Consider the following 21,744-nt stretch of genomic DNA (forward strand, 5'->3'; position numbering starts at 1 on the left):
TCGCTGGTGTCATGGTTTTCCTAAACGAAAAAAAGCCGCGCCGTTAAACGGCGCGGCTTTTCTAATAAAAGTGTCTAAGTGCCGATTATTGGCCTTTCACTTCTTTTAGACCGTTAAACGGTGCTTTTTCACCCAGCGCATCTTCGATGCGGATAAGCTGGTTGTACTTAGCAACGCGATCTGAACGGCTCATCGAACCGGTTTTGATTTGGCCTGCTGCAGTACCCACCGCTAAGTCAGCGATGGTTGCGTCTTCAGTTTCGCCTGAACGGTGAGAGATAACCGCCGTGTAACCAGCGTCTTTCGCCATCTTGATTGCAGCCAGCGTCTCAGTCAACGAACCGATCTGGTTGAATTTGATCAAGATAGAGTTCGCCACACCTTTGTCGATGCCTTCTTTCAGGATCTTAGTGTTAGTTACGAACAGGTCATCACCGACCAGCTGAAGCTTGTCACCCAGCAGTTCGGTTTGGTGCTTAAAGCCGTCCCAATCAGACTCGTCGAGGCCGTCTTCGATAGACACGATTGGGTACTCTTCAGCCAGCTTAGCAAGATAGTGGTTAAACTCTTCTGAAGAGAAGGTTTTACCTTCACCTTTCATGTTGTAGATGCCTTGCTCTTTGTCATAGAACTCAGACGCTGCACAGTCCATTGCTAAAGTAATGTCTTTACCCAGCTCGTAGCCTGCTTGCTCAACCGCTTCTTTAATCGCAGCGAGTGCTGCTGCGTTTGACTCTAGGTTAGGCGCAAAACCACCTTCGTCACCAACAGCAGTGCTTAGGCCTTTGGCTTTCAGTACTTTGGCAAGGTTGTGGAATACTTCTGCACCGATACGCAGCGCTTCTTTTAGCGTCTTAGCACCGACTGGCTGGATCATGAACTCTTGGATATCAACGTTGTTATCCGCGTGCTCACCACCATTCAGGATATTCATCATTGGCAGAGGCATAGAGAACTGACCTGCAGTACCGTTTAGCTCAGCGATATGCTCGAACAAAGGCATGCCTTTTGCCGCTGCTGCCGCTTTGGCGTTCGCCAAAGAAACCGCGAGGATAGCGTTAGCACCGAACTGAGATTTGTTCTCGGTACCGTCGAGATCGATCATCACTTGGTCGATATCCGCTTGCGCTTTAGCGTCTTTACCCAGCAATGCTTCTGCGATTGGGCCATTCACAGCTTCAATCGCTTTCAGTACGCCTTTACCCATGAAACGTGACTTATCACCGTCACGCAGTTCTAGTGCTTCGCGAGAACCCGTAGATGCACCAGAAGGAGCTGCTGCCATACCAACGAAACCACCTTCTAGGTGAACTTCCGCTTCAACGGTAGGGTTACCGCGTGAATCAATAATTTCACGACCTAGAACTTTAACGATCTTAGACATTGTGATTCCTCTCGTCTGTCATTGTTTTTAAAAATAATGAGCGGCCGCCTTCTGGGCTACCGCTCGAATGTCGTTTATAGCTCACCGCGCTGTTTTTTGCCTGCCGCAGCAACAAATCCAGCAAACAGTGGATGGCCATCACGCGGCGTTGAAGTGAATTCCGGGTGGAACTGGCACGCCACGAACCAAGGATGTGCTGGGTTTTCAATGATCTCTACCAGCTTTTTATCGGCAGAAAGACCAGAAACTGACAATCCTGCTTTTTCTAGCTTAGGACGTAGCAGATTATTCACTTCATAACGGTGGCGATGGCGCTCATGGATTTGGGTATTGCCGTAGAGCTGATGCGCTTTCGAACCTTCAGCTAAGTGGCAAAGCTGCGCGCCTAGGCGCATGGTGCCACCAAGATCTGACGTCTCGCTACGCTCTTCCACTTTGCCTTCTTCATCGACCCACTCAGTGATCAGGCCAACGACAGGATAAGGGCTTGCTTGGCTAAACTCAGTCGAGTTAGCGCCTTCCATGCCGGCGACATTACGTGCGTATTCAATCAACGCCACCTGCATACCAAGACAAATACCAAGATACGGCACATTGTTTTCACGTGCATATTGTGCCGCAAGGATCTTACCTTCAATGCCGCGGTCACCAAATCCACCAGGGACGAGAATCGCGTCCAAGTCCTTCAGCATTTCACTGCCGCGGGTTTCAAGATCTTGTGAATCCACGTACTTGATGTTGACGGTCAGGCGATTTTTCAACCCACCATGTTTTAACGCTTCATTGACGGACTTGTACGCATCCGGCAATTCAATGTACTTACCGACCATACCAATGGTGACTTCACCCATTGGGTTGGCTTCTTCGTAGCTCACTTGCTCCCATTCAGACAAGTCAGCTTCTACGGCTTCAATGCCAAAGCGCTTGCAGACCAAATCGTCCAACCCTTGCGAACGGATCAACGATGGGATCTTGTAGATAGAGTCGACGTCTTTCATGGTGATCACCGCTTTTTCCGCCACATTACAGAACAGCGCAATCTTAGCGCGTTCATTGGCAGGAATTGGACGCTCACTACGGCATACCAGCACATCCGGCTGAATACCAATCGACAGAAGCTCTTTTACTGAGTGCTGGGTCGGCTTGGTTTTTACTTCGCCTGCCGCAGCCAAGTAAGGCACTAATGTCAGATGCATGAACATGGCATGTTCGCGGCCCACGTCTACCGTCAACTGACGAATCGCTTCCAAAAATGGTAATGATTCAATATCACCGACCGTTCCGCCGATCTCGACGATCACAATATCGTGACCTTCACCGCCTGCGACGATGCGATCTTTGATCGAGTTGGTAATATGTGGGATCACCTGAATGGTCGCCCCCAGGTAGTCTCCACGGCGCTCTTTGCGCAGTACATCCGCATAAACACGGCCAGAGGTAAAGTTATTACGCTTGGTCATTTTAGTGCGAATGAAGCGCTCATAGTGACCGAGATCAAGGTCGGTCTCTGCGCCGTCTTCCGTGACGAATACTTCTCCGTGCTGGGTAGGGCTCATTGTCCCTGGATCCACGTTAATATAAGGGTCGAGTTTCATGATGGTGACGTTAAGGCCACGCGCTTCAAGAATGGCTGCTAATGAGGCTGCAGCAATACCCTTACCGAGGGAGGATACAACACCGCCCGTAACAAAAATGTAGTTCGTCGTCATGCTAAACCTGAGAGTTGGATTTAGAGGAAATAAATGAAGTTCTGGACGGGATATTATGATACCAGACCCCACTGACTCCCACAATGTGAAAGCTACCACACACCCTGGTGTTTTTAATTGTCACAAATCAATTATGCCAATTACAGGATATTGCCTTACTCGTCTTTTTTAACCGCTTGCCACGCCGATTCTAGTTCATCCAGCTGACATTGTTGAATATTTTTTCCATTATCACGTAATTGATTTTCAACGCCACGAAAGCGACGTTCAAATTTCTGATTGGCTGCGCGCAACGCCTGCTCAGCATCCGTGCCTAGGTGGCGCGCGACATTGACGACAGCAAACAAAAGATCGCCAACTTCGTCTTCCACACGGCTTGCGTCAACCGGTGTCTGTGCCAATTCATGTTCGACCTCTTCCAGCTCTTCTCGCACTTTCGCGATAACCGGCGCCACGGTTGGCCAATCAAACCCTGCCCTTGCACATCGTTTTTGTAGCTTGTGGGCGCGAGTTAACGCGGGCAACCCCTGAGTCACGCCATCTAATAGACTGCAGGATTGGGTTGAGGGCATTTTCTCTGCGCGCTCTTGCGCCTTAATACCTTCCCAATCAGGCGAGCTTAATGGCTTCCCGTCCGCATCTTTAGGACCGAATACGTGAGGGTGACGACGCGTGAGCTTATCGCACACCGCACTGACGACATCGTCAAAATCAAATCGATGTTGTTCGCGCCCTAATTGACTGTAGAACACAATTTGAAAAAGAAGGTCGCCCAACTCATCTTTTAGGTCCGACCAGTTTTCACGCTCGATGGCGTCAGCCACTTCGTACGCCTCTTCTAAGGTATGAGGCACGATAGAGGCAAAGGTTTGTGCCTTGTCCCAGTCACAACCATGATTAGGGTCGCGTAAGGTCGCCATGATCGTCAGTAAGTTGTCAATTGACGCCATAAGAAGGTTCCTTCATGAAAAAAACGCCCTGTCGAAACAGGGCGAATGTATTAGCGGAGGCGTTTCGCTTCGACCACATCTTTCACTTGTTCAAGCCGGTTTACAACGCGGCTTAAGGTATCTAAATCAGAGATTTCGAGATCAAAGTCCATGATCGACATTTGCTTTTTATAATCAACCCGGCTTTGCATCCCGGCTACCCGTGCTTTCTCATTGCTTAACACGTTATTGATATCTTTGACCAGCCCGGTTCGTTCGTTTGCCGAAAGGCGAATGCGTACATGGTATTGACCAATATGGCCTTTCCCCCACACCGTGGCGATAATCCGCTCCGGTGCATGATGGCTAAGCTCATTGAGCTGCTCGCAATCTGCACGATGGACCGAAATACCACGCCCTTGGGTAACAAATCCTTTAATGTCATCACCCGGCAACGGCTGGCAGCAGCGCGCGAGATGCGTCATCAGGTTATCAACACCTTCGACAACCACGGCATCGCGSTGGGCTTTGCCGGTGCTCGGTTTTTGTTCGCTTTGCTGCAGTTTTTCTAACAACTGCTGCTCTTCTTCTTCCAGGCTCGGTTTATTAATCAGGCCATTAATATGGTTCACTACCTGATTAATGCGCAAATCACCACTGCCCACGCCGGCATAAAGCTCGTCCAGCGTGTTAACGTTAAAGCGTTTTAGCGCCAAATTGGCATCTTTACTGATGCCGCCAATTTTTTGTAGCTCGGTATCCAAGATTTCTTTACCGGCAGCAATGTTCTTGTCTTTGTCTTGCTTGCGGAACCAAGCATTTATTTTGGCGCGCGCACGACTTGAGTTAACAAATCCATGGCTGGGATTGAGCCAATCTCGCGACGGGTTAGGCTCTTTTTGCGTGATGATTTCAACCTGGTCGCCCATTTGTAGGTGATAGGTGAACGGAACAATTCGCCCTTCTACTTTGGCACCAATGCAACGATGACCCACTTCTGAATGGATGTGGTAGGCAAAATCAAGTGGCATTGCCCCTATAGGTAAGTCGACGACATCGCCGCGCGGGGTGAACGCATACACCCGATCGTCGAACACTTGGCTACGCAACTCATCAAGCATTTCGCCCGAATCAGCCNGAACAATTCGCCCTTCTACTTTGGCACCAATGCAACGATGACCCACTTCTGAATGGATGTGGTAGGCAAAATCAAGTGGCGTTGCCCCTATAGGTAAGTCGACGACATCGCCGCGCGGGGTGAACGCATACACCCGATCGTCGAACACTTGGCTACGCAACTCATCAAGCATTTCGCCCGAATCAGACATTTCTTCTTGCCATGCCAATAGCTTACGCAGCCAGGTGATTTTTTCATCGTAGCCACTGCGGCCACTGGCTGAGCCTTCTTTATATTTCCAATGGGCCGCTACACCTAGCTCTGCATCATCGTGCATTTGTTTGGTGCGAATTTGAATCTCAACGGGCTTGCCTTCCGGCCCCAACACCACAGTGTGAATTGACTGATAACCGTTCGGCTTGGGGTTGGCAACATAATCATCGAATTCTTTGGGCAGATGACGGAACTGGGTATGGACGGCACCTAATGCGGCGTAACAATCCTGAAGTTGATCCGCAATGATGCGCACAGCGCGCACATCAAACAACTCATCAAACTCCAGGTTTTTCTTCTGCATTTTGCGCCAGATACTATAAATATGCTTCGGGCGTCCATATACCTGTGCATTAATATGCGACGCTTCCATTTCCTGCTGGAGCCCTTCGACAAAGGCACTGATATAGTTTTCACGGTCAATGCGTCGCTCGGCCAGCTGCTTGGCGATTTGTTTATAGGTTTGCGCATGTTGGTAACGGAACGCGTAATCTTCAAGCTCCCACTTTAGCTGACCAATTCCCAATCGGTTAGCCAAAGGCGCATAAATGTTAGCGCTCTCTTTCGCTGCTTGCTGACGCACAGACTCTGGCGCATCTTTCGCTTCACGTAAATGGCAAATACGCTCGGCGAGTTTAATCACCACGCAACGAAAGTCTTCCACCATAGAGAGCAACATACGGCGCACATTATCAACTTGCGAGGACGTGGCCTCATCGTCGGCTTGGGTATTTAAATGCCGAATCGCAGCGGTCTGCTGCACACCGCGAATCAGGTTGACTATCGACATCGAATAGTCGTCCGCCAGTGTCTCCAGGGTGACCAGTTCGGCGTCGACCATCGGAAATAATAGCGCGGCCAGCAAGGTGTCGGCATCCATGCTTAGTGTCACGAGGATTTCGATCATCTCTCGGCCTCGCCACAAAGGCTGGCTGAGTGCTGATTCATCGTCACTCAATGCTCGACAATATTGGTAGCCGTCTAACAAGGCTTGTGTCGTCGATGCGTCTTGCCCGAGTCGCTTAACCCAGGTGTTAAGCTCAAATGTTTCATCTTCGTGTAGGTGGGCTTCTCGTACCGCAACCATAACTGTTCCTATCCTTAACTCTCTTACTGACAAGAGAGGCATGTCGATAACGACAAGCCACTAAACGCTTATGCCCGCTTGTTCGTCACCGGCTTAAACAAGGCCATCGATTCCATGTGTCCTGTTTGTGGAAACATATCCAGCATCCCTAATTTGACAAGTGCATAACCATTATCAAGCAGCACGCGGGCATCGCGCGCCAGGGTGGCAGGATTACAGGACACATAAACAATATGTGAAGCCCTCGATTGTGCCACAAAGTCTATAACACCCGCAGCCCCTGCGCGTGCCGGATCGAGTAAGATTTTGGTAAAATCGAAATGGGTCCACTCTCCCTCTAACGCGTCGCTATTTAAATCAGCTTGATAAAAACCGGTGTTATCACAACCATTTATCTTCGCATTATCTGCCGCCTGATTCACCATGGCTTGCACGCCTTCCACCCCGACAACGTGCCCAACCAGTTTGGCAGCGGGGACACTAAAGTTACCCAATCCACAAAAGAGATCCAAGACACGATCATCTTTCTCTAGCGCTAGCCAATCCAGTGCCTGTGACACCATGTCCTGATTGACCGTCGGGTTGACCTGAATAAAGTCATTCGGTTGAAACGCAAGGCGACATCCCGCCACTTGGTAATCTGGCGCGGCGCCGATAAGACGTTCAGGTGCGCCATCGCCTTGATGAAGATAAAAGGTGCAGCCTTGAGTTTCTGCCCAGTGGCACAATGCTTGACGGTCATCACTGTGCAATACCTTGGTGGTACGCAACGACACTACCGTGGTGTTGTCAGCCTCAATCAGATCAAGATGACCCAAAATACGTCGACCACGCAGGCCATCCAAACACGGACGCAAGTGCGCAAGCAAAGTATTCAATGACTCACTCAGGACCGGACAATGGCTAACATTGATAATCGCACTGCGTTGGCGAGCACGAAACCCCATTGCCAATGCCCCCTTTTTATCAACCTGAAGACTGATGCGTGCACGACGCCGATACTGCCATGGCCTATCTGTAATAGGTGCCGAGAGTGTTGCCTCTTCCCCAGCAAATTTTTGCATCAGCTCATTCAACGTTTGCTGTTTATGCGTAACCTGCCCTTCATGGCTTAGATGCTGCAAGCTGCAACCACCGCACTGCTGATAAACCGGGCACCCTGGCTCAACACGTTGTGTGGCGTGGCTATCGAGTTTAATTAATTGGCCGCGCGCATATTGCCGCTTTTGTTCGGTCAGCTGTACCAAGGCTTGCTCTTCCGGCAAGGTACCTGGGACAAACACCGGTTTTTTATCCAAAAAGCCAACGCCATCGCCATGATGGTCTAAGCGTTTAATGGTTATCAGCTGATGCTTTTGCTCAACCTTTTTATTTTTTTCGGGCTTAAAAAAGCGCGCCATGTCGTATTCCAGTGTTTAAAGCTTGTTGCCAAGCCAGTCAAGAGATCCTGCCAGTGGGAGTTGTGATAGTTCGCTGACTATTTTGTGATTGAATCATGTACACTGGCGCTAATTGTCGTGATTATTTTCCCATAGTTTATCTAGCATGACCAAATATGGCCTCCGCACTCGTGTTTCTGTACTCACTATTGCACCGACACTCATCGTTGGGCTATTACTCAGTGCATTTTTCACCAGCACCCGCTATCAAGACCTTGAGCAGCAACTCACGGTAACCGGTTCTGCGATTATAGAACCGCTCGCCATTGCCAGCGAAGTGGGATTGAAAAATGATAGTCGTGAAAACGTGCGCCGGCTCATCGGCTTTGCTCACCGCCAGCATTCTCAGTTTGTGCGAAGTATTGCCGTGTTCGATCGTCGTAACGAGCTGTTTGTGACCTCGAATTACCACCGCAATTTAGCCATGCTCTCCGTCGATAGTGGCCAACCTATTCCCACACAATTACAGGTTAGCCAACAGCAAGATACCTTGATTTTGCGTGCACCGATTTTAGAAATTGGACGCTTTACCCCCGGACTCAATGTCGAGCGCCCTTTGGGGTATATTGCGATGGAGTTGGACCTTAGCTCAGTACGGTTGAAACAGTACCAGGAAATGATCACAGCGCTGGTTATGGTCGCGCTGGGCGGGATTCTCTCCTGCTTTTTCGCTTACCGTTTGATTGCCGATGTGACTCATCCAATCGGCAACATGGTGACCTTGGTCGATAGAATTCGACGAGGCCATCTTGACGTGCGGATTGAAGGTGAGCTGCTCGGCGAGCTGGATACCTTAAAAAATGGCATCAATGCAATGGCAATCTCATTGTCCGAATACCATTTGGAAATGCAACAAAGTATTGATCAGGCGACCAGTGATCTACGCGAAACCTTAGAGCAGCTCGAGATCCAAAACGTTGAGTTAGACATTGCCAAGAAAAACGCGCAAGAAGCGGCACGGGTTAAATCCGAGTTTCTCGCCAATATGTCCCATGAGCTGCGTACACCGCTCAACGGGGTGATTGGCTTTACGCGACAAATGCTAAAAACCGAGCTCAGTAGTAGTCAACGAGATTACCTTCTCACCATTGAAAAATCCGCCAATAACCTGCTGACGATCATCAATGACATCTTAGATTTCTCTAAGCTGGAAGCGGGTAAGTTGCTGTTAGAAAACATTCCGTTCGACGTGCAAGAGATGCTCGACGAAGTGATGCGCCTACTCGCGCCTATGGCGCATGAGAAAGGGCTAGAGCTAACCCTGCGCACCGATGCTCGGATTCCTGCGGGAGCGGTTGGCGATCCGCTTCGTATCCAACAAGTTTTAATCAATTTGATTGGCAACGCGGCGAAATTTACCGAGCGAGGTAATATTGATGTCAGTGTCGATCTTAAACAGCTACACGATGAAACCGTCGAACTGCARTTGATGGTCAAAGACACCGGCATTGGGATCTCTGAACGTCAACAAGCGCAGCTTTTCCAAGCGTTTAGACAGGCAGATGCCAGTATCTCGCGCCGTTATGGCGGTACTGGGCTCGGGCTTGTGATCACGCAAAAATTAGTCCAACAAATGGGCGGCGATATTGGCTTTACCAGTCGCCTTCACCAAGGTTCATCATTCTGGTTTACGCTGCAGCTGACACAAACTGATTTACCGGTATCGCAGCCACTCGACATCGAGCCTTTGGTCGGGCGCGATATTCTGATTGTGGAGCCCAATGCGCGTACCAGAGAGATTTTGCGCAAACGACTGAGCCAGGTGGGCCTAAACGTTGATACCGCGTCCGGCACCCATGTGCTCACTGACCGTCAGTATCATTTTGCTCTCCTTTGTTTTGATGCTGGGAGCATGCCTGCGCTCAGTGAGATGCAAGATGCAGTCAGTCTCTGTGAGCAGCAAGCGCAGTCAGTGGTGGTTTGCTTACCCACCACCGAACTCGAAGCATCCGAGCATCTTTTGAAAGCCGGTGTACGAGCGTGTGTCGCCAAGCCGATCCCGCAGCGTAAACTATTGGAAACACTGCTTGGTTCACCCGAGCCGGCGCCTTTGCCGCTACCTCAACCTAACACCACGCAAAAAGCGCCCTACACCGTGATGACTGTCGATGATAATCCCGCGAACTTGAAACTGATCACGGCCTTGTTGGCTGAGCGGGTAGAGAAAGTCGTGACCGCAGATGATGGCGTCAAAGCCCTGTCACTGGCACACCAATACGCCTTTGATATCATTTTGATGGATATTCAAATGCCTGAAATGGACGGTGTCACCGCTAGCCAAGAAATCCGTAAAGCGGGACTCAACCAGCAAACGCCGATTGTAGCGGTAACCGCTCATGCGATGCCTGGTGAGCGTGAGCGCCTTATTGATGCCGGGATGGACGATTACCTCACCAAACCCATTGAAGAGGCCATGTTAGAAAGCACCCTGAGTCGTTGGCTGCATTTTGATGACACGGTAGCACCTCATCAAGCCGCACCGTTACCCACTTATTCGGCTAACCAGGATCACAGTGCGCGTCATCTGGATTGGCAGCGGGCGCTCAACCAAGCAGCAGGCAAGGCCGATCTCGCCAAAGAAATGCTAGAAATGTTACTCGCCTCTTTTACGTCAGTGAAGAAGGTGGTCGCTAGTGCGTTGGCGGGAGAGTCAGAGACCGATAGCTTATGGCAAGCCATCCACAAGCTCCACGGTAGCTGTGCTTATAGCGGTGTGCCTCAACTGAAAAGCCTGTGTCACGAGTTAGAAACGCAATTAAAAGCCGGGGCAGATATCGCAGCTGTCGAACCTGAGCTGTTAGAGCTCCAAGATGAGATTGCACATATTGAGCAACTGGCACCGCAATATCTCGATAACGCGCAGGGCTGTTAACCCGTTTCTAAGATAACATACGCGACCGCGTAGGCCTTTTCATCCGATAAGGTCAGCCAACAGTGCGCAACGCCACGCTCGCGTGCCAATTGGGCAGCACGGCCAGAAAGGCTTAGGGCTGGCTGGCCGGAAGTCTGATTCGTAATGGTAAAATCATGAAACGTGACACCGTCGGCAATCCCGGTTCCTAGCGCTTTCGCCGCGGCTTCTTTCGCAGCAAAGCGCTTGGCCAAGTAACGAGCAGGCGCATGATGTGTTGCCATATGGTCCCGCTCACTATCGGTTAGGATCCGATCGGCAAAGCGCGATTGGCGTGCAAACGCTTTTTCAACACGCGCAATCTCAACAATGTCTGTACCAATTCCAACAATGGCCATTTAGCGACGCGCCGCTTCCATAATCGCTTTCATATCCGCCACCGCTTTTTGCAAGCCATCAAACATTGCACGACCTATGATTGCATGACCAATATTCAGCTCATGCATTTCAGGCATCGCCGCGATGGGAGTGACGTTATGATACGTCAGGCCATGGCCCGCATTCACTTTGATCCCCAAATCGACAGCAGAGCTTGCCGCTGCGGAGATCTTTTTAAGCTCCGATTGACGATCGTTGTCATTGGTTGCATCCGCGTAGTGGCCCGTATGCAGCTCAATAAAGGGCGCACCACATTGGTGAGCCGCTTCAATTTGATTGCGATCAGCATCAATAAAAAGGGAAACCTTAATCCCAGCTTCGCTTAGACGCTGGGTTGCCGCTTTCACTTTATCCAGCTGGCCCGCGACATCCAAGCCCCCTTCGGTGGTGAGCTCTTCACGTTTTTCCGGGACCAAACAAACAAATTCAGGTTGAATCTCGAGCGCAATCTCAACCATTTCATCGGTCACCGCCATTTCCAGATTCATACGCGTTTGTAGCGTTTCTTTGAGTAAACGGACATCGCGATCAGTGATGTGGCGACGATCTTCACGAAGATGCACGGTGATCCCTGCCGCTCCAGCACGCTCAGCTAACTCCGCCGCATGAACCGGATCCGGATACGCGGTACCACGTGCATTACGTATCGTCGCAACGTGATCAATGTTCACACCGAGGTAAATTTTATCCATGATTATTTCCTTCTAAACAATTCTCTGCTTTTTAGCGGCTTAGGACCAAGATAAGGTTTGAGCGCCATACGTGTAAAACGCTTGGCGGCGCGCAGCTGTGCCACCGTTTCAAAATGTCGTGTCGCCAACGCTCGTAGATCAGCGCCAGTAAATTGCCGATGTTGGCTTTTCATGATCGACGCGACAAAGCCTTGCTGCTCACGATATAGATACGTCATAGTATCGTTGATCGGGTCGCCGCTACCAGCACAATGAAGAAAATCAACGCCATAGCCTAGTGCTTCTAACAGCGCAAGCTCAAAGCAGCGTAATGCAGGCTCTGGGTTGTGATAGCGGGCAAGCTGGGTTAAGGCGGTGACATAATCGAAAAATAACGCTGGGTAAGGCGTATGAGGCTCAAGCACACGCATAACTAACTCATTGAGGTAAAAGCCGGAATACAGAGCATTGCCTGATAAAGGCAGCGCGAGGCCTGTGGCCTCAGCACTGCGCAATGTACGTAATTCACCGCGTCCCCCCCACTTGAGCAGCAAGGGAGTAAAAGGCTGCAGTGCGCCTCTTATGGCCGAACGGGGACGACGTGCTCCCTTGGCGAGAAGCGTGATACGCCCCTCGAACTCAGAGAACACATCTAAGAGCAGACTCGATTCACTATAGGGGCGAGAATGCAGCACAAAACCACGTTGAAAGCCGTCCACTCACCCTCTCCTGAGTGCATGGACCCGATGTTCGGGCCAATTAAAGATCGTCGATATAGCCTAAACTGCGCAACGCGCGTTCGTCATCAGCCCAGCCGGATTTCACTTTCACCCAAAGCTCAAGATAGACCTTACGTTCGAAGAGATCTTCCATGTCTAAGCGTGCCTCACGGCCAATGCGTTTGATCTTTTCGCCGCCTTTACCAATGACCATTTTCTTCTGGCCGGTACGCTCAACTAAAATCAAACCATTAATATGAAAGCCATCGGTTTCAGGGTTGTAGTCAAAACGTTCAATTTCAACCGTCACTGAATAAGGCAGCTCTTCACCGGTAAAACGCATCAGCTTTTCACGGATAATTTCTGAGGCCATAAAACGCTGAGAGCGGTCGGTAACATATTCTTCAGGGAAGTAGAATTCAGACGCCGGCAACGCATCACGAACACGCTGCTCGACCACATCAATATTGGTCCCGTTTTTCGCTGAAACCGGGATCACGTCGACAAACGACATCTTCTCTGACAACGCTTGTAGATGCGGAAACAGCTCCGTCTTCTCTTTAACGTTATCCACTTTGTTGACCAACAAAACCGTCGGCAACTCTGAACGCGCTAGCTTATTAAGCACCATTTCATCGTCATTGGTCCAATGTGTACCATCCACGAGAAACAATACTAATTCAACGTCGGTTAACGAGCTGTTTGCAGCCCGATTCATAAGACGGTTAATGGCGCGCTTTTCTTCAATGTGTAGCCCAGGCGTATCGACATACACCGCCTGGTAGTTATCCCGGGTATCCACGCCCATGATTCGGTGACGCGTGGTTTGGGGTTTACGCGAGGTAATCGACAACTTTTGCCCTACCAAGCGGTTCAGCAATGTTGATTTTCCTACGTTCGGGCGGCCAACAATGGCAATAAAGCCGCAGCGCTGTGTGTCAGTCATTATGTCAACTTCTGTAGTGCGAGTTCTGCAGCCGCTTGCTCTGCCTTGCGACGACTACTGCCTTTTCCAATCACAGAACGCTCCAGTCCTGATATCTGGCACTCTACCGTAAACTCTTGGTTGTGTGCTTCACCCTTCACTTTCATCACCGTATAAGACGGTAACGGTTTACGTTTTCCCTGCAAGAGCTCTTGCAAACGGGTTTTCGGATCTTTTTGGCTGACACCCGGTTCAATGGTTTCGAGTCGCTGCTGATACCATTGCAAGATAATATCTCGTACCCGGTTGATATCACTGTCTAAAAAGATGGCGCCAATCAATGCTTCTACAGCGTCAGCCAAAATCGAATCGCGGCGAAAACCGCCACTTTTAAGTTCTCCTGGGCCAAGGCGCATGACTTCGCCCAGAGAAAACTCCCGCCCAATTTCGGCTAGTGTATTACCGCGCACTAAGGTCGCGCGCATCCGACTCATATCCCCTTCATCCACTTTCGGAAAGCGATGRTAAAGATCCTCGGCAATCACGAAGCTAAGAATTGAGTCACCCAAAAATTCGAGACGCTCATTATGTGTGCCATTGGCACTACGGTGCGTCAACGCCAGTTCAAGCAATGCAGCACTGCTGAACTGATAGCCGATCTCTCGCTGCAATTTATCTGTTAGTTTTGTCATCATAGTCCAGAATTAATCAATTCCACCAATACGGTTAAAGCGTATCCCTGTCGGTATCCACGATGGTAGCCAGCTGTCACTGTTGCGCTCGAATTCGAAGCTGACCCAAATAGCCACCGCTTTGCCGACTAAGTTGCGCTCAGGCACAAAGCCCCAAAAGCGGCTATCCGCACTGTTATCGCGGTTATCACCCATCATAAAGTAATGCCCTTCCGGCACCACCCAACGATTGACGCCCGGACGTGGCTGATAGGCACTGATTCGATCGCGCTTATTCGGATGGACAAGGATCTGATGCGCTTGCTCACCCAGCTGCTCTTGCGCTTGCACCAGATTCACACCACCTTGTGCAAATTCACTAGGCTGAATGTTATCTATCGCGACAGGCTGGCACTGCGCTTCGCCTTTAGGCTGAATACACAAGCGCTTATCTTCATACACAATGGTATCGCCGGGTAGCCCCACCGTACGCTTGATGTAGTCAATATTCGGCTGCGGCGGATATTTAAACACCACAATGTCACCGCGCTCAGGTTTGCCAGTATCAACCAGTTCAGTGTGAAAAGCCGGATCACGCAGCCCATAGGCAAATTTTTCCACCAAAATAAAATCGCCAACCAATAAGGTTGGCATCATCGAACCGGACGGAATTTGGAAAGGCTCATAAATGAATGATCGCAACACTAAAACCACCGCGATCACCGGGAAAATAGACGCCATATTCTCAACCCAACTCGGTTGTGGCATCACTTTCGCGACTTGTTCGGCATCCAAATCAGTCTGTGCGACCTTCAGTGCTTTGCCTGCAGCCTGGCGGCGACGCGGCGCCCAGCGGTATTTATCTAACGCCCAAACCAGGCCGGTGACCAAGGTCACCAGCACTAAAATTAAAGAAAACGTATTGGCCATCATGGAATCCGTTGTTATTTATCTTTGCCCACATGCAAAATGGCCAAGAAAGCTTCTTGCGGCAGCTCGACATTACCGACCTGCTTCATGCGCTTCTTACCTTCTTTTTGTTTTTGCAATAGTTTTTTCTTACGACTCACATCACCGCCGTAACATTTTGCCGTGACGTTTTTACGCAACTGCTTGACGGTTGAACGGGCGATAATGTGATTGCCAATCGAGGCTTGGATGGCGATATCAAACTGCTGACGCGGAATAAACTCTTTCATTTTTTCCACTAGCTCGCGACCACGCGGTTGCGCATGAGCACGGTGCGTAATAATCGCCAGTGCATCGACACGCTCGCCATTCAGTAAGATATCCACCCGTACCATGTCAGACACATCGTAACGTTCGAAGTTATAATCTAACGAGGCATAACCGCGCGATGTTGACTTAATACGGTCGAAAAAGTCCAACACGACTTCCGCCATCGGTATGTCATAGGTCAGCGCAACTTGATTGCCGTGATAAACCATATCCACTTGGGCACCACGCTTCTCAACACACAAGGAGATCACATTGCCGACGAATTCATTGGGCACCAAGATATTACAACGCGCGATAGGCTCACCAATGGCTTGAATGTCATTCACTGGGGGCAGCTTGGCTGGGCTGTCTACATAGATGACTTCACCATCGTTTTGCGTGACTTCGTAAACAACCGTGGGGGCTGTGGTGATCAGCTCAAGGTCGTATTCTCGTTCCAGGCGCTCTTGAATAATCTCCATGTGCAGCATGCCAAGGAAACCACAACGGAAACCGAAGCCAAGCGCCGCAGAGCTCTCTGGCTCAAAGAAAAGCGACGCATCATTGAGGCTTAACTTATCCAAGGCATCACGGAAGTTTTCATAATCATCGGATGAAATCGGGAATAAGCCCGCGTACACCTGAGGCTTAACTTTTTGGAACCCTTCAATCCGTTTTTCGCAGCCGTTTTTGGCATGGGTGATGGTGTCGCCCACGGGTGCGCCGAGGATATCTTTGATCCCACAGATCACCCAGCCTACTTCACCGGTTTGCAAACCATTAAGCTCTTTACGCTTGGGCGTGAAAATGCCAATGCTGTCCACGTTCCATTCTTGGCCCGTGCTCATGATTTTCACTTTGTCGCCTTTTTTGAGCGAGCCTTCACGAATGCGCACTAACGAGACGACGCCAAGGTATTTATCGAACCAAGAGTCGATAATCAACGCTTGAGTGGGGGCGTCGGGGTTACCTTCTGGCGGTGGAATAAGGCGAACAATATCTTCGAGTACGTCATCGACTCCAACCCCTGTTTTGGCTGAACAACGCGTGGCTTCAATGGCTTCAATACCAACAATATCTTCGATTTCTTGCGCCACACGGTCTGGATCGGCGGCCGGTAAATCGATTTTGTTCAGGACAGGGACCACTTCAAGGTCCATATCCATTGCGGTGTAGCAGTTGGCGAGCGTCTGTGCTTCAACCCCTTGTCCTGCATCCACCACCAGCAAAGCACCTTCACATGCCTTCAGTGAGCGCGACACCTCATAAGAGAAGTCGACGTGTCCTGGCGTATCGATGAAGTTCAACTGATACTCATTGCCGTCTTTGGCTTTATAGTTCAGTGTCACACTTTGTGCTTTGATGGTGATACCGCGTTCACGTTCCAGATCCATGGAGTCAAGGACCTGCTCTGCCATTTCCCGGTCAGTAAGGCCGCCGCATACGTGAATGAGTCGATCAGAAAGCGTCGACTTACCGTGGTCAATATGGGCGATGATCGAAAAGTTACGAATATGCTTCATAAGTGGGTGTGACTTACTCGTTATCAATAAGAATGGGATCCTAAGATCAATTGGGCTGGATTCTACCGAAAATAGTGGCTAGTCGCTATCSTGGTGTCTGGTATTTATCACTGCCAACTCGGAAATTGGCTCTCCCATGATACGCAGAAGCTCAGGTTGCTGCTGTTCGGCACTCCCGACATATCTCGCTAAACGTCGTGCGATACCGACCCCAAGGGCACCGAAGCCTAGACTCAGTGCGATAACACCTCCTTCACCGCTGCCTGCCAACGCGGCAAAGAAAAATTGTCCCAGTAAGGCGCCCACGAACATCATCATTAATGGCACCATATAAACCACGAGCGCCGAGCGTACCAAGGTGGCTTCACCGAGGCCAATTTCAACGAGAGTTCCTGTCGGCAGCGGTTCTGGCGAACGAACGCTGACATGGTTCACTTTTCCGGGTAGGGCCTTGGACACAATGCCAGTGCCACACTGGCTTTGCGATTTGCAGCTGCCACAGCTGGTTTGCTGCTGACAGGCAAGGGACAGCCAGCCGTCTTGGTACCCTGTTACCTCCGCCAGTGCTTTAATCATGGTGCAACCTTTTACTCTGTCTGTGATGTTGGCATGCGATTAATACGAACCGAATCAGCAATCCGTTTAGCGGTCTCCGGTGGAATGTCCCCCACCACTGTAATTTCGGCGTTGCCATTGATAACACTGTGCAGCGTCCGTCGGCCTTGGCGCACTATCTGTTTACGCACGGAGACATCGTCGGCTTTGGCTAAATAAACAGAAAAACTAAAAAGGCCGTCGCTAAACATTTGGCTTTCCACTGCCCGCTTAGTCATCATTAAACGATGGCGGTTACTGTATACAGGCTTAAAGCCATCTGGCAGCACCGTCACCTGCCAATCCAGGTCAGAGCGGCGGGTTGTTTGTGGGAGGGTTAATACCGGCGGCAGGGCTAACTGCGTGAGTTTTTGCATCGCGTCGTTAATTTTAGGCGTAACCACCAGAGATAAGGCGCGATACTGTTCAAGCGGATCCCCATCTCGGTCAAGTAAATCGGCTCTCACCGGTAGGTGACTGTCTTGGTCTAGCCAAAGCACGTACGAATATCGCTCACCATCTTTCGGTGTGATACGTACAACCTGGCAATCCATGCCCGCCTCGCGCGCATGTCCCATTGAGACAAAGTCATAATGGTTTGCCAGTATATCAATATCGGCCTGAATGAGGGTAGGCAATGGTGCCACCATATGATCACTGGCGATCGTGAAAGGGTCATAACCAGGTTCAAAATAACTGATTTCCTTTCCGCGACGAATTACTTCTCGCGACGGACCACTTAAATACATGAGATGACCAAACGCTTCGCCACCTACCCGTGCATGGCGAAAACGCAGTGGCTCTAGGCTATTTTTGCCAACGAGAATGTAGGACAGTTCATAGTCCAAGGTATCGCTTGCGGTATCCATTTGATGTAACAAAGCCTCGGCAGAGGGTTCGGCCGAGGCTTGCGCAGACATCAAACTGACCAGCGCAAGCGCACCGATCAGAGTTTTTTTCATTGCTTACTACTGCTTGTCGACGGTGCCATTGTCTGATTGCTAGACAGACTATCCTTATTCAACCTTAGCTGCAATTCATAGTCTTTGAGCATTGCATTTACGCGCCGACGCTGCTCCATCATTTCAGATTCTGAAGGCGTCGCACGCAAATCATTCCGGCTTAAACTCACCGGTTCAGCAGCACCTGCAAAAGGAATCGTTTCCAATACTGGCGGTTGGGTTTGATTGCCAACCCCCGGAGACGTTGGTTCAGACTGGTTATAATGCTGCACGCCTACGATCACGGCGAGAGAAACACAAGCGGCGACACTGACCTGAGTGAGCTGTTGCAGCCAGCCAGGTAGGTGGCGACGCGCCTTTTCCGGACGCGGCTGTGACTCGTGCATCGGGTGCACGTTACTGTCAACGTGAGCGCCTTGATAAGCCGGTTCTGCTTCCAACGCGGACGCGACAGAATCGGCAATGTTCCATTGCAACGAGCCAGGCGCGTCACCACGCATCACATCACGAATGATGCCGAAGTCGCTCCAGGTCTGTTGTGCGCTATTATCTCGCTCTATGTCATGGATCACCGACGTGTCCACCCGTTCGCCATCTAATAACGCCGAAATTTTTTCTTTATCCGTCATTCAAGTCACCGTCATGCAGCCAGTAAAACTCGTTACCGTTTCATCAGTGGCCGGATGCGCTTTTCTACCGCTTCACGCGCTCGAAATATACGCGACCGTACCGTACCGACTGGACAATCCATTACCTGTGCAATTTCCTCATAACTGAGCCCATCGAGCTCGCGTAAGGTGATTGCGGTTCTTAAGTCGTCAGGCAGTGTTTCAATGGTCGAAAACACCACCTGCCTCAATTCTTCAGACAACATCAAGTTTTCAGGGTTCGATATTTCTTTTAACGACCCCCCACTTTCGTAATTTTCTGCTTCGTCGGCGTCAATATCGCTGCCTGGTGGACGTCGTCCTTGTGCCACCAAATGGTTTTTCGCGGTGTTCACTGCAATGCGATACAACCAAGTATAAAACGCACTTTCGCCACGAAACCCCGGCAAAGCACGATACGCTTTAATAAACGCTTCTTGTGCGATATCCGGAATATCACCACTGTGTGAGCCTACATAGCGGGCAATAAGGTTACATACCTTATTTTGATATTTGACGACTAACAGATTGAAAGCTTGCTTGTCACCATTCTGTACACGTTCTATTAGAACCTGGTCGGTTAGCTGCTCGCCCATTCGAGCGTTTACTCCTTGGTTGATCTTTTCGCCCGATTATCGACATTCTAGGTCCGACGTTGTCAGAGCGCGGTTAAACCCGCTTGCGAGCTTTCGCTGAGAATTCGATGACCGCTTAGGAGAAAAGTTCCTCACCATGTTGGTTTTATTATGCGTGAAATCACATTACTGTGACGGAATGACCAAAGCGCGCGTCTTTGGCTGCGTGTATTGTCCCCCAAACAATGCCACGGTTGCAAACTTTCACCCAAGCAAGACTGGATTTGATCTTAGCGCGCGCGGCCGCGTCAAATTGGTGTAACATTGGGAGCGCAGAAAGAGGATTAGGGATCATGACGACCACAACTCAGGAACATCAATGTGACGTGTTGGTCATCGGCAGCGGTGCCGCTGGCTTATCGTTGGCGCTACGTTTGGCGCCCACGCACCGGGTTATCGTACTCAGTAAAGGCCCTCTCAGTGAAGGGGCGACACTCTACGCACAAGGCGGCATCGCCGCTGTTTTTGACGAACAAGACTCAGTGGAGTCCCATGTCGAAGATACACAAATAGCCGGTGGCGGTATCTGTGATACCGATGTTGTCGACTTTATCGCCCGTAACGCCAAAGACTGTGTTCAATGGCTGATTGATGGCGGCGTGCCCTTCGATCAAGAAGACAGTGATGATGAAACCCCGCGTTATCATCTCACTCGCGAAGGTGGTCATAGTCATCGACGTATTCTACACACCGCCGATGCAACCGGTATGGCGGTGCAAAATTCATTGCAAGATAACGTTCGACAACATCCTAATATCACCCTACTCGAGCGTCATAACGCGCTGGACATTATCACGCGTAAAAAAGTCGGACTCGGCGGCCCTAATCATGTGTTAGGGGCCTATATTTGGAATCGCAATCAAGAAGTTGTAGAAACTGTCCGCTGCAATTATGTGGTGCTGGCAACAGGTGGCGCGTCTAAGGTGTATCAGTACACCTCTAACCCAGACGTCTCTTCTGGTGATGGCATTGCGATGGCATGGCGAGCAGGTTGCCGTGTCGCGAATCTTGAGTTCAATCAGTTCCACCCGACTTGTTTATACCACCCTGACGCGCGTAACTTTTTGCTAACCGAAGCATTACGTGGTGAAGGTGCGCACCTAAAACGCCCGGATGGATCGCGCTTTATGCAAGACTTTGATCCGCGTGGTGAGCTTGCTCCCCGTGATGTCGTGGCGCGTGCGATTGATTATGAAATGAAACGGCTTGGCGCTGATTGTATGTATCTCGATATCAGCCATAAAGATCCGCAATTTATCACCAAGCACTTCCCCACCATTTACGAGAAGCTAAAAGAGTACGGCATTGACTTGACCCAAGACGCCATCCCGATAGTTCCGGCCGCTCACTATACCTGTGGTGGTGTGATGGTGGATAAAAATGGCACTACGGATCTGCCTGGTTTATATGCCATTGGTGAAGTGAGTTATACCGGGCTACACGGTGCAAATCGCATGGCCTCTAACTCCTTGCTCGAATGTGTGGTGTATGCGTGGTCTGCCGCTGAGCATATTAAAGCCCACTCAGACCATATAGAGCCACACACAGCGTTGCCAGCTTGGGATGAGAGCCAAGTGATTTGTTCCGATGAGGAAGTGGTGATTCAGCACAATTGGCATGAGCTGCGCCTGTTTATGTGGGATTACATGGGGATTGTGCGCTCAACCAAGCGCTTAGAACGTGCTTTGCGTCGCATTGAGCTACTTAAACAAGAAACGCACGAGTACTACGCTAATTTTCGTGTCTCGAATAACTTGCTCGAATTACGTAATTTACTCCAAGTCGCTGAATTGATGGTGCGTTGTGCCATGCAACGCAAAGAAAGTCGTGGTCTACATTACACCATTGACTATCCTGACGCTCATGCTCAATCAGGCCCAACCATCCTCGTTCCCGATCAGCCTTGCTAATGTGGCGCATGGTATCGTCGCAATAAACAACGGCCAGTCTCT

General features: G+C 50.2%; 18 protein-coding genes. 2 read left to right on the top strand and 16 right to left on the bottom strand.

Going from position 1 to position 21,744, the window contains the following annotated elements; all coding sequences use genetic code 11:
- Window positions 1-85: 85 nt before the first annotated feature.
- From eno to rlmD, 5 genes are all read right to left on the bottom strand, one after another.
- Entirely contained in the window at window positions 86-1,384 is a 1,299-nt protein-coding gene (gene eno / locus BZG79_RS01410) for a phosphopyruvate hydratase (RefSeq protein WP_077459783.1), read from the bottom strand.
- A 74-nt stretch (window positions 1,385-1,458) separates the two neighbouring features.
- A complete protein-coding gene (locus BZG79_RS01415; protein ID WP_077660066.1) occupies window positions 1,459-3,093 on the bottom strand; it encodes a CTP synthase in 1,635 nt (544 codons plus the stop codon).
- A 155-nt stretch (window positions 3,094-3,248) separates the two neighbouring features.
- The gene (gene mazG, locus BZG79_RS01420) at window positions 3,249-4,043 is read right to left on the bottom strand and encodes a nucleoside triphosphate pyrophosphohydrolase (protein ID WP_077773573.1); all 795 of its coding nucleotides are present in this window, start codon (window positions 4,041-4,043) and stop codon (window positions 3,249-3,251) included.
- A 50-nt stretch (window positions 4,044-4,093) separates the two neighbouring features.
- Window positions 4,094-6,499: a GTP diphosphokinase gene (relA, locus tag BZG79_RS16595; protein ID WP_077773574.1), complete on the bottom strand. Its 2,406-nt coding sequence runs from the start codon at window positions 6,497-6,499 to the stop codon at window positions 4,094-4,096.
- A 68-nt stretch (window positions 6,500-6,567) separates the two neighbouring features.
- Window positions 6,568-7,899 (bottom strand): 23S rRNA (uracil(1939)-C(5))-methyltransferase RlmD, encoded by a 1,332-nt coding sequence (rlmD, locus tag BZG79_RS01430; RefSeq protein WP_077773575.1) that lies wholly within the window; start codon window positions 7,897-7,899, stop codon window positions 6,568-6,570.
- A 145-nt stretch (window positions 7,900-8,044) separates the two neighbouring features.
- On the opposite strand from rlmD, the gene barA reads away from it, so the two are divergent.
- On the top strand, window positions 8,045-10,810 hold the full coding sequence (gene barA, locus BZG79_RS01435) for a two-component sensor histidine kinase BarA (protein WP_077669331.1): 2,766 nt from the start codon (window positions 8,045-8,047) through the stop codon (window positions 10,808-10,810).
- Here the strand turns inward: barA and acpS are convergent.
- The 11 genes from acpS to rpoE form a co-directional block, all read right to left on the bottom strand.
- On the bottom strand, window positions 10,807-11,187 hold the full coding sequence (gene acpS / locus BZG79_RS01440) for a holo-ACP synthase (RefSeq protein WP_077678776.1): 381 nt from the start codon (window positions 11,185-11,187) through the stop codon (window positions 10,807-10,809). The genes barA and acpS overlap by 4 nt on opposite strands.
- Window positions 11,188-11,919 (bottom strand): pyridoxine 5'-phosphate synthase, encoded by a 732-nt coding sequence (gene pdxJ, locus BZG79_RS01445; protein ID WP_021022096.1) that lies wholly within the window; start codon window positions 11,917-11,919, stop codon window positions 11,188-11,190.
- Between the two features lie 2 nt (window positions 11,920-11,921).
- Entirely contained in the window at window positions 11,922-12,617 is a 696-nt protein-coding gene (gene recO / locus BZG79_RS01450; protein ID WP_021022097.1) for a DNA repair protein RecO, read from the bottom strand.
- A gap of 40 nt (window positions 12,618-12,657) precedes the next feature.
- Window positions 12,658-13,563, bottom strand: coding sequence for a GTPase Era (gene era, locus BZG79_RS01455; protein WP_077678778.1), 906 nt, complete (start codon window positions 13,561-13,563; stop codon window positions 12,658-12,660).
- Window positions 13,563-14,234: a ribonuclease III gene (gene rnc / locus BZG79_RS01460; protein ID WP_028569567.1), complete on the bottom strand. Its 672-nt coding sequence runs from the start codon at window positions 14,232-14,234 to the stop codon at window positions 13,563-13,565. Before rnc ends, era begins: the two co-directional genes overlap by 1 nt.
- 12 nt (window positions 14,235-14,246) lie before the next feature.
- Window positions 14,247-15,143, bottom strand: a complete 897-nt coding sequence (lepB, locus tag BZG79_RS01465) for a signal peptidase I (RefSeq protein WP_021022100.1) — start codon at window positions 15,141-15,143, stop codon at window positions 14,247-14,249.
- Window positions 15,144-15,157: 14 nt separating this feature from the next.
- Entirely contained in the window at window positions 15,158-16,954 is a 1,797-nt protein-coding gene (gene lepA, locus BZG79_RS01470; RefSeq protein ID WP_021022101.1) for a translation elongation factor 4, read from the bottom strand.
- Between the two features lie 78 nt (window positions 16,955-17,032).
- Window positions 17,033-17,530, bottom strand: coding sequence for a SoxR reducing system RseC family protein (locus BZG79_RS01475; RefSeq protein ID WP_077773576.1), 498 nt, complete (start codon window positions 17,528-17,530; stop codon window positions 17,033-17,035).
- Window positions 17,531-17,541: 11 nt separating this feature from the next.
- The gene (rseB, locus tag BZG79_RS01480) at window positions 17,542-18,510 is read right to left on the bottom strand and encodes a sigma-E factor regulatory protein RseB (RefSeq protein WP_077459793.1); all 969 of its coding nucleotides are present in this window, start codon (window positions 18,508-18,510) and stop codon (window positions 17,542-17,544) included.
- Entirely contained in the window at window positions 18,507-19,139 is a 633-nt protein-coding gene (locus tag BZG79_RS01485) for an RseA family anti-sigma factor (protein ID WP_077459794.1), read from the bottom strand. Before BZG79_RS01485 ends, rseB begins: the two co-directional genes overlap by 4 nt.
- 32 nt (window positions 19,140-19,171) lie before the next feature.
- Window positions 19,172-19,753: an RNA polymerase sigma factor RpoE gene (gene rpoE, locus BZG79_RS01490; protein ID WP_021022105.1), complete on the bottom strand. Its 582-nt coding sequence runs from the start codon at window positions 19,751-19,753 to the stop codon at window positions 19,172-19,174.
- 332 nt (window positions 19,754-20,085) lie between these two features.
- Here rpoE and nadB point away from each other — a divergent pair, with 332 nt between their 5' ends.
- A complete protein-coding gene (gene nadB, locus BZG79_RS01495) occupies window positions 20,086-21,702 on the top strand; it encodes an L-aspartate oxidase (RefSeq protein WP_077459795.1) in 1,617 nt (538 codons plus the stop codon).
- Window positions 21,703-21,744 lie beyond the last annotated feature (42 nt).

This window comes from Salinivibrio sp. MA427 (genome assembly GCF_001996115.1).
In the GTDB taxonomy this organism is placed as follows: domain Bacteria; phylum Pseudomonadota; class Gammaproteobacteria; order Enterobacterales; family Vibrionaceae; genus Salinivibrio; species Salinivibrio costicola.

Excerpts from the sequence above, each read along its gene's own strand:
- eno (WP_077459783.1), bottom strand. The coding sequence starts at position 1,384 with ATGTCTAAGATCGTTAAAGTTCTAGGTCGTGAAATTATTGATTCACGC.
- BZG79_RS01415 (WP_077660066.1), bottom strand. The coding sequence starts at position 3,093 with ATGACGACGAACTACATTTTTGTTACGGGCGGTGTTGTATCCTCCCTC.
- mazG (WP_077773573.1), bottom strand. The coding sequence starts at position 4,043 with ATGGCGTCAATTGACAACTTACTGACGATCATGGCGACCTTACGCGAC.
- rlmD (WP_077773575.1), bottom strand. The coding sequence starts at position 7,899 with ATGGCGCGCTTTTTTAAGCCCGAAAAAAATAAAAAGGTTGAGCAAAAG.
- acpS (WP_077678776.1), bottom strand. The coding sequence starts at position 11,187 with ATGGCCATTGTTGGAATTGGTACAGACATTGTTGAGATTGCGCGTGTT.
- pdxJ (WP_021022096.1), bottom strand. The coding sequence starts at position 11,919 with ATGGATAAAATTTACCTCGGTGTGAACATTGATCACGTTGCGACGATA.
- era (WP_077678778.1), bottom strand. The coding sequence starts at position 13,563 with ATGACTGACACACAGCGCTGCGGCTTTATTGCCATTGTTGGCCGCCCG.
- lepB (WP_021022100.1), bottom strand. The coding sequence starts at position 15,143 with ATGGCCAATACGTTTTCTTTAATTTTAGTGCTGGTGACCTTGGTCACC.
- lepA (WP_021022101.1), bottom strand. The coding sequence starts at position 16,954 with ATGAAGCATATTCGTAACTTTTCGATCATCGCCCATATTGACCACGGT.
- rseB (WP_077459793.1), bottom strand. The coding sequence starts at position 18,510 with ATGAAAAAAACTCTGATCGGTGCGCTTGCGCTGGTCAGTTTGATGTCT.
- BZG79_RS01485 (WP_077459794.1), bottom strand. The coding sequence starts at position 19,139 with ATGACGGATAAAGAAAAAATTTCGGCGTTATTAGATGGCGAACGGGTG.
- rpoE (WP_021022105.1), bottom strand. The coding sequence starts at position 19,753 with ATGGGCGAGCAGCTAACCGACCAGGTTCTAATAGAACGTGTACAGAAT.
- nadB (WP_077459795.1), top strand. The coding sequence starts at position 20,086 with ATGACGACCACAACTCAGGAACATCAATGTGACGTGTTGGTCATCGGC.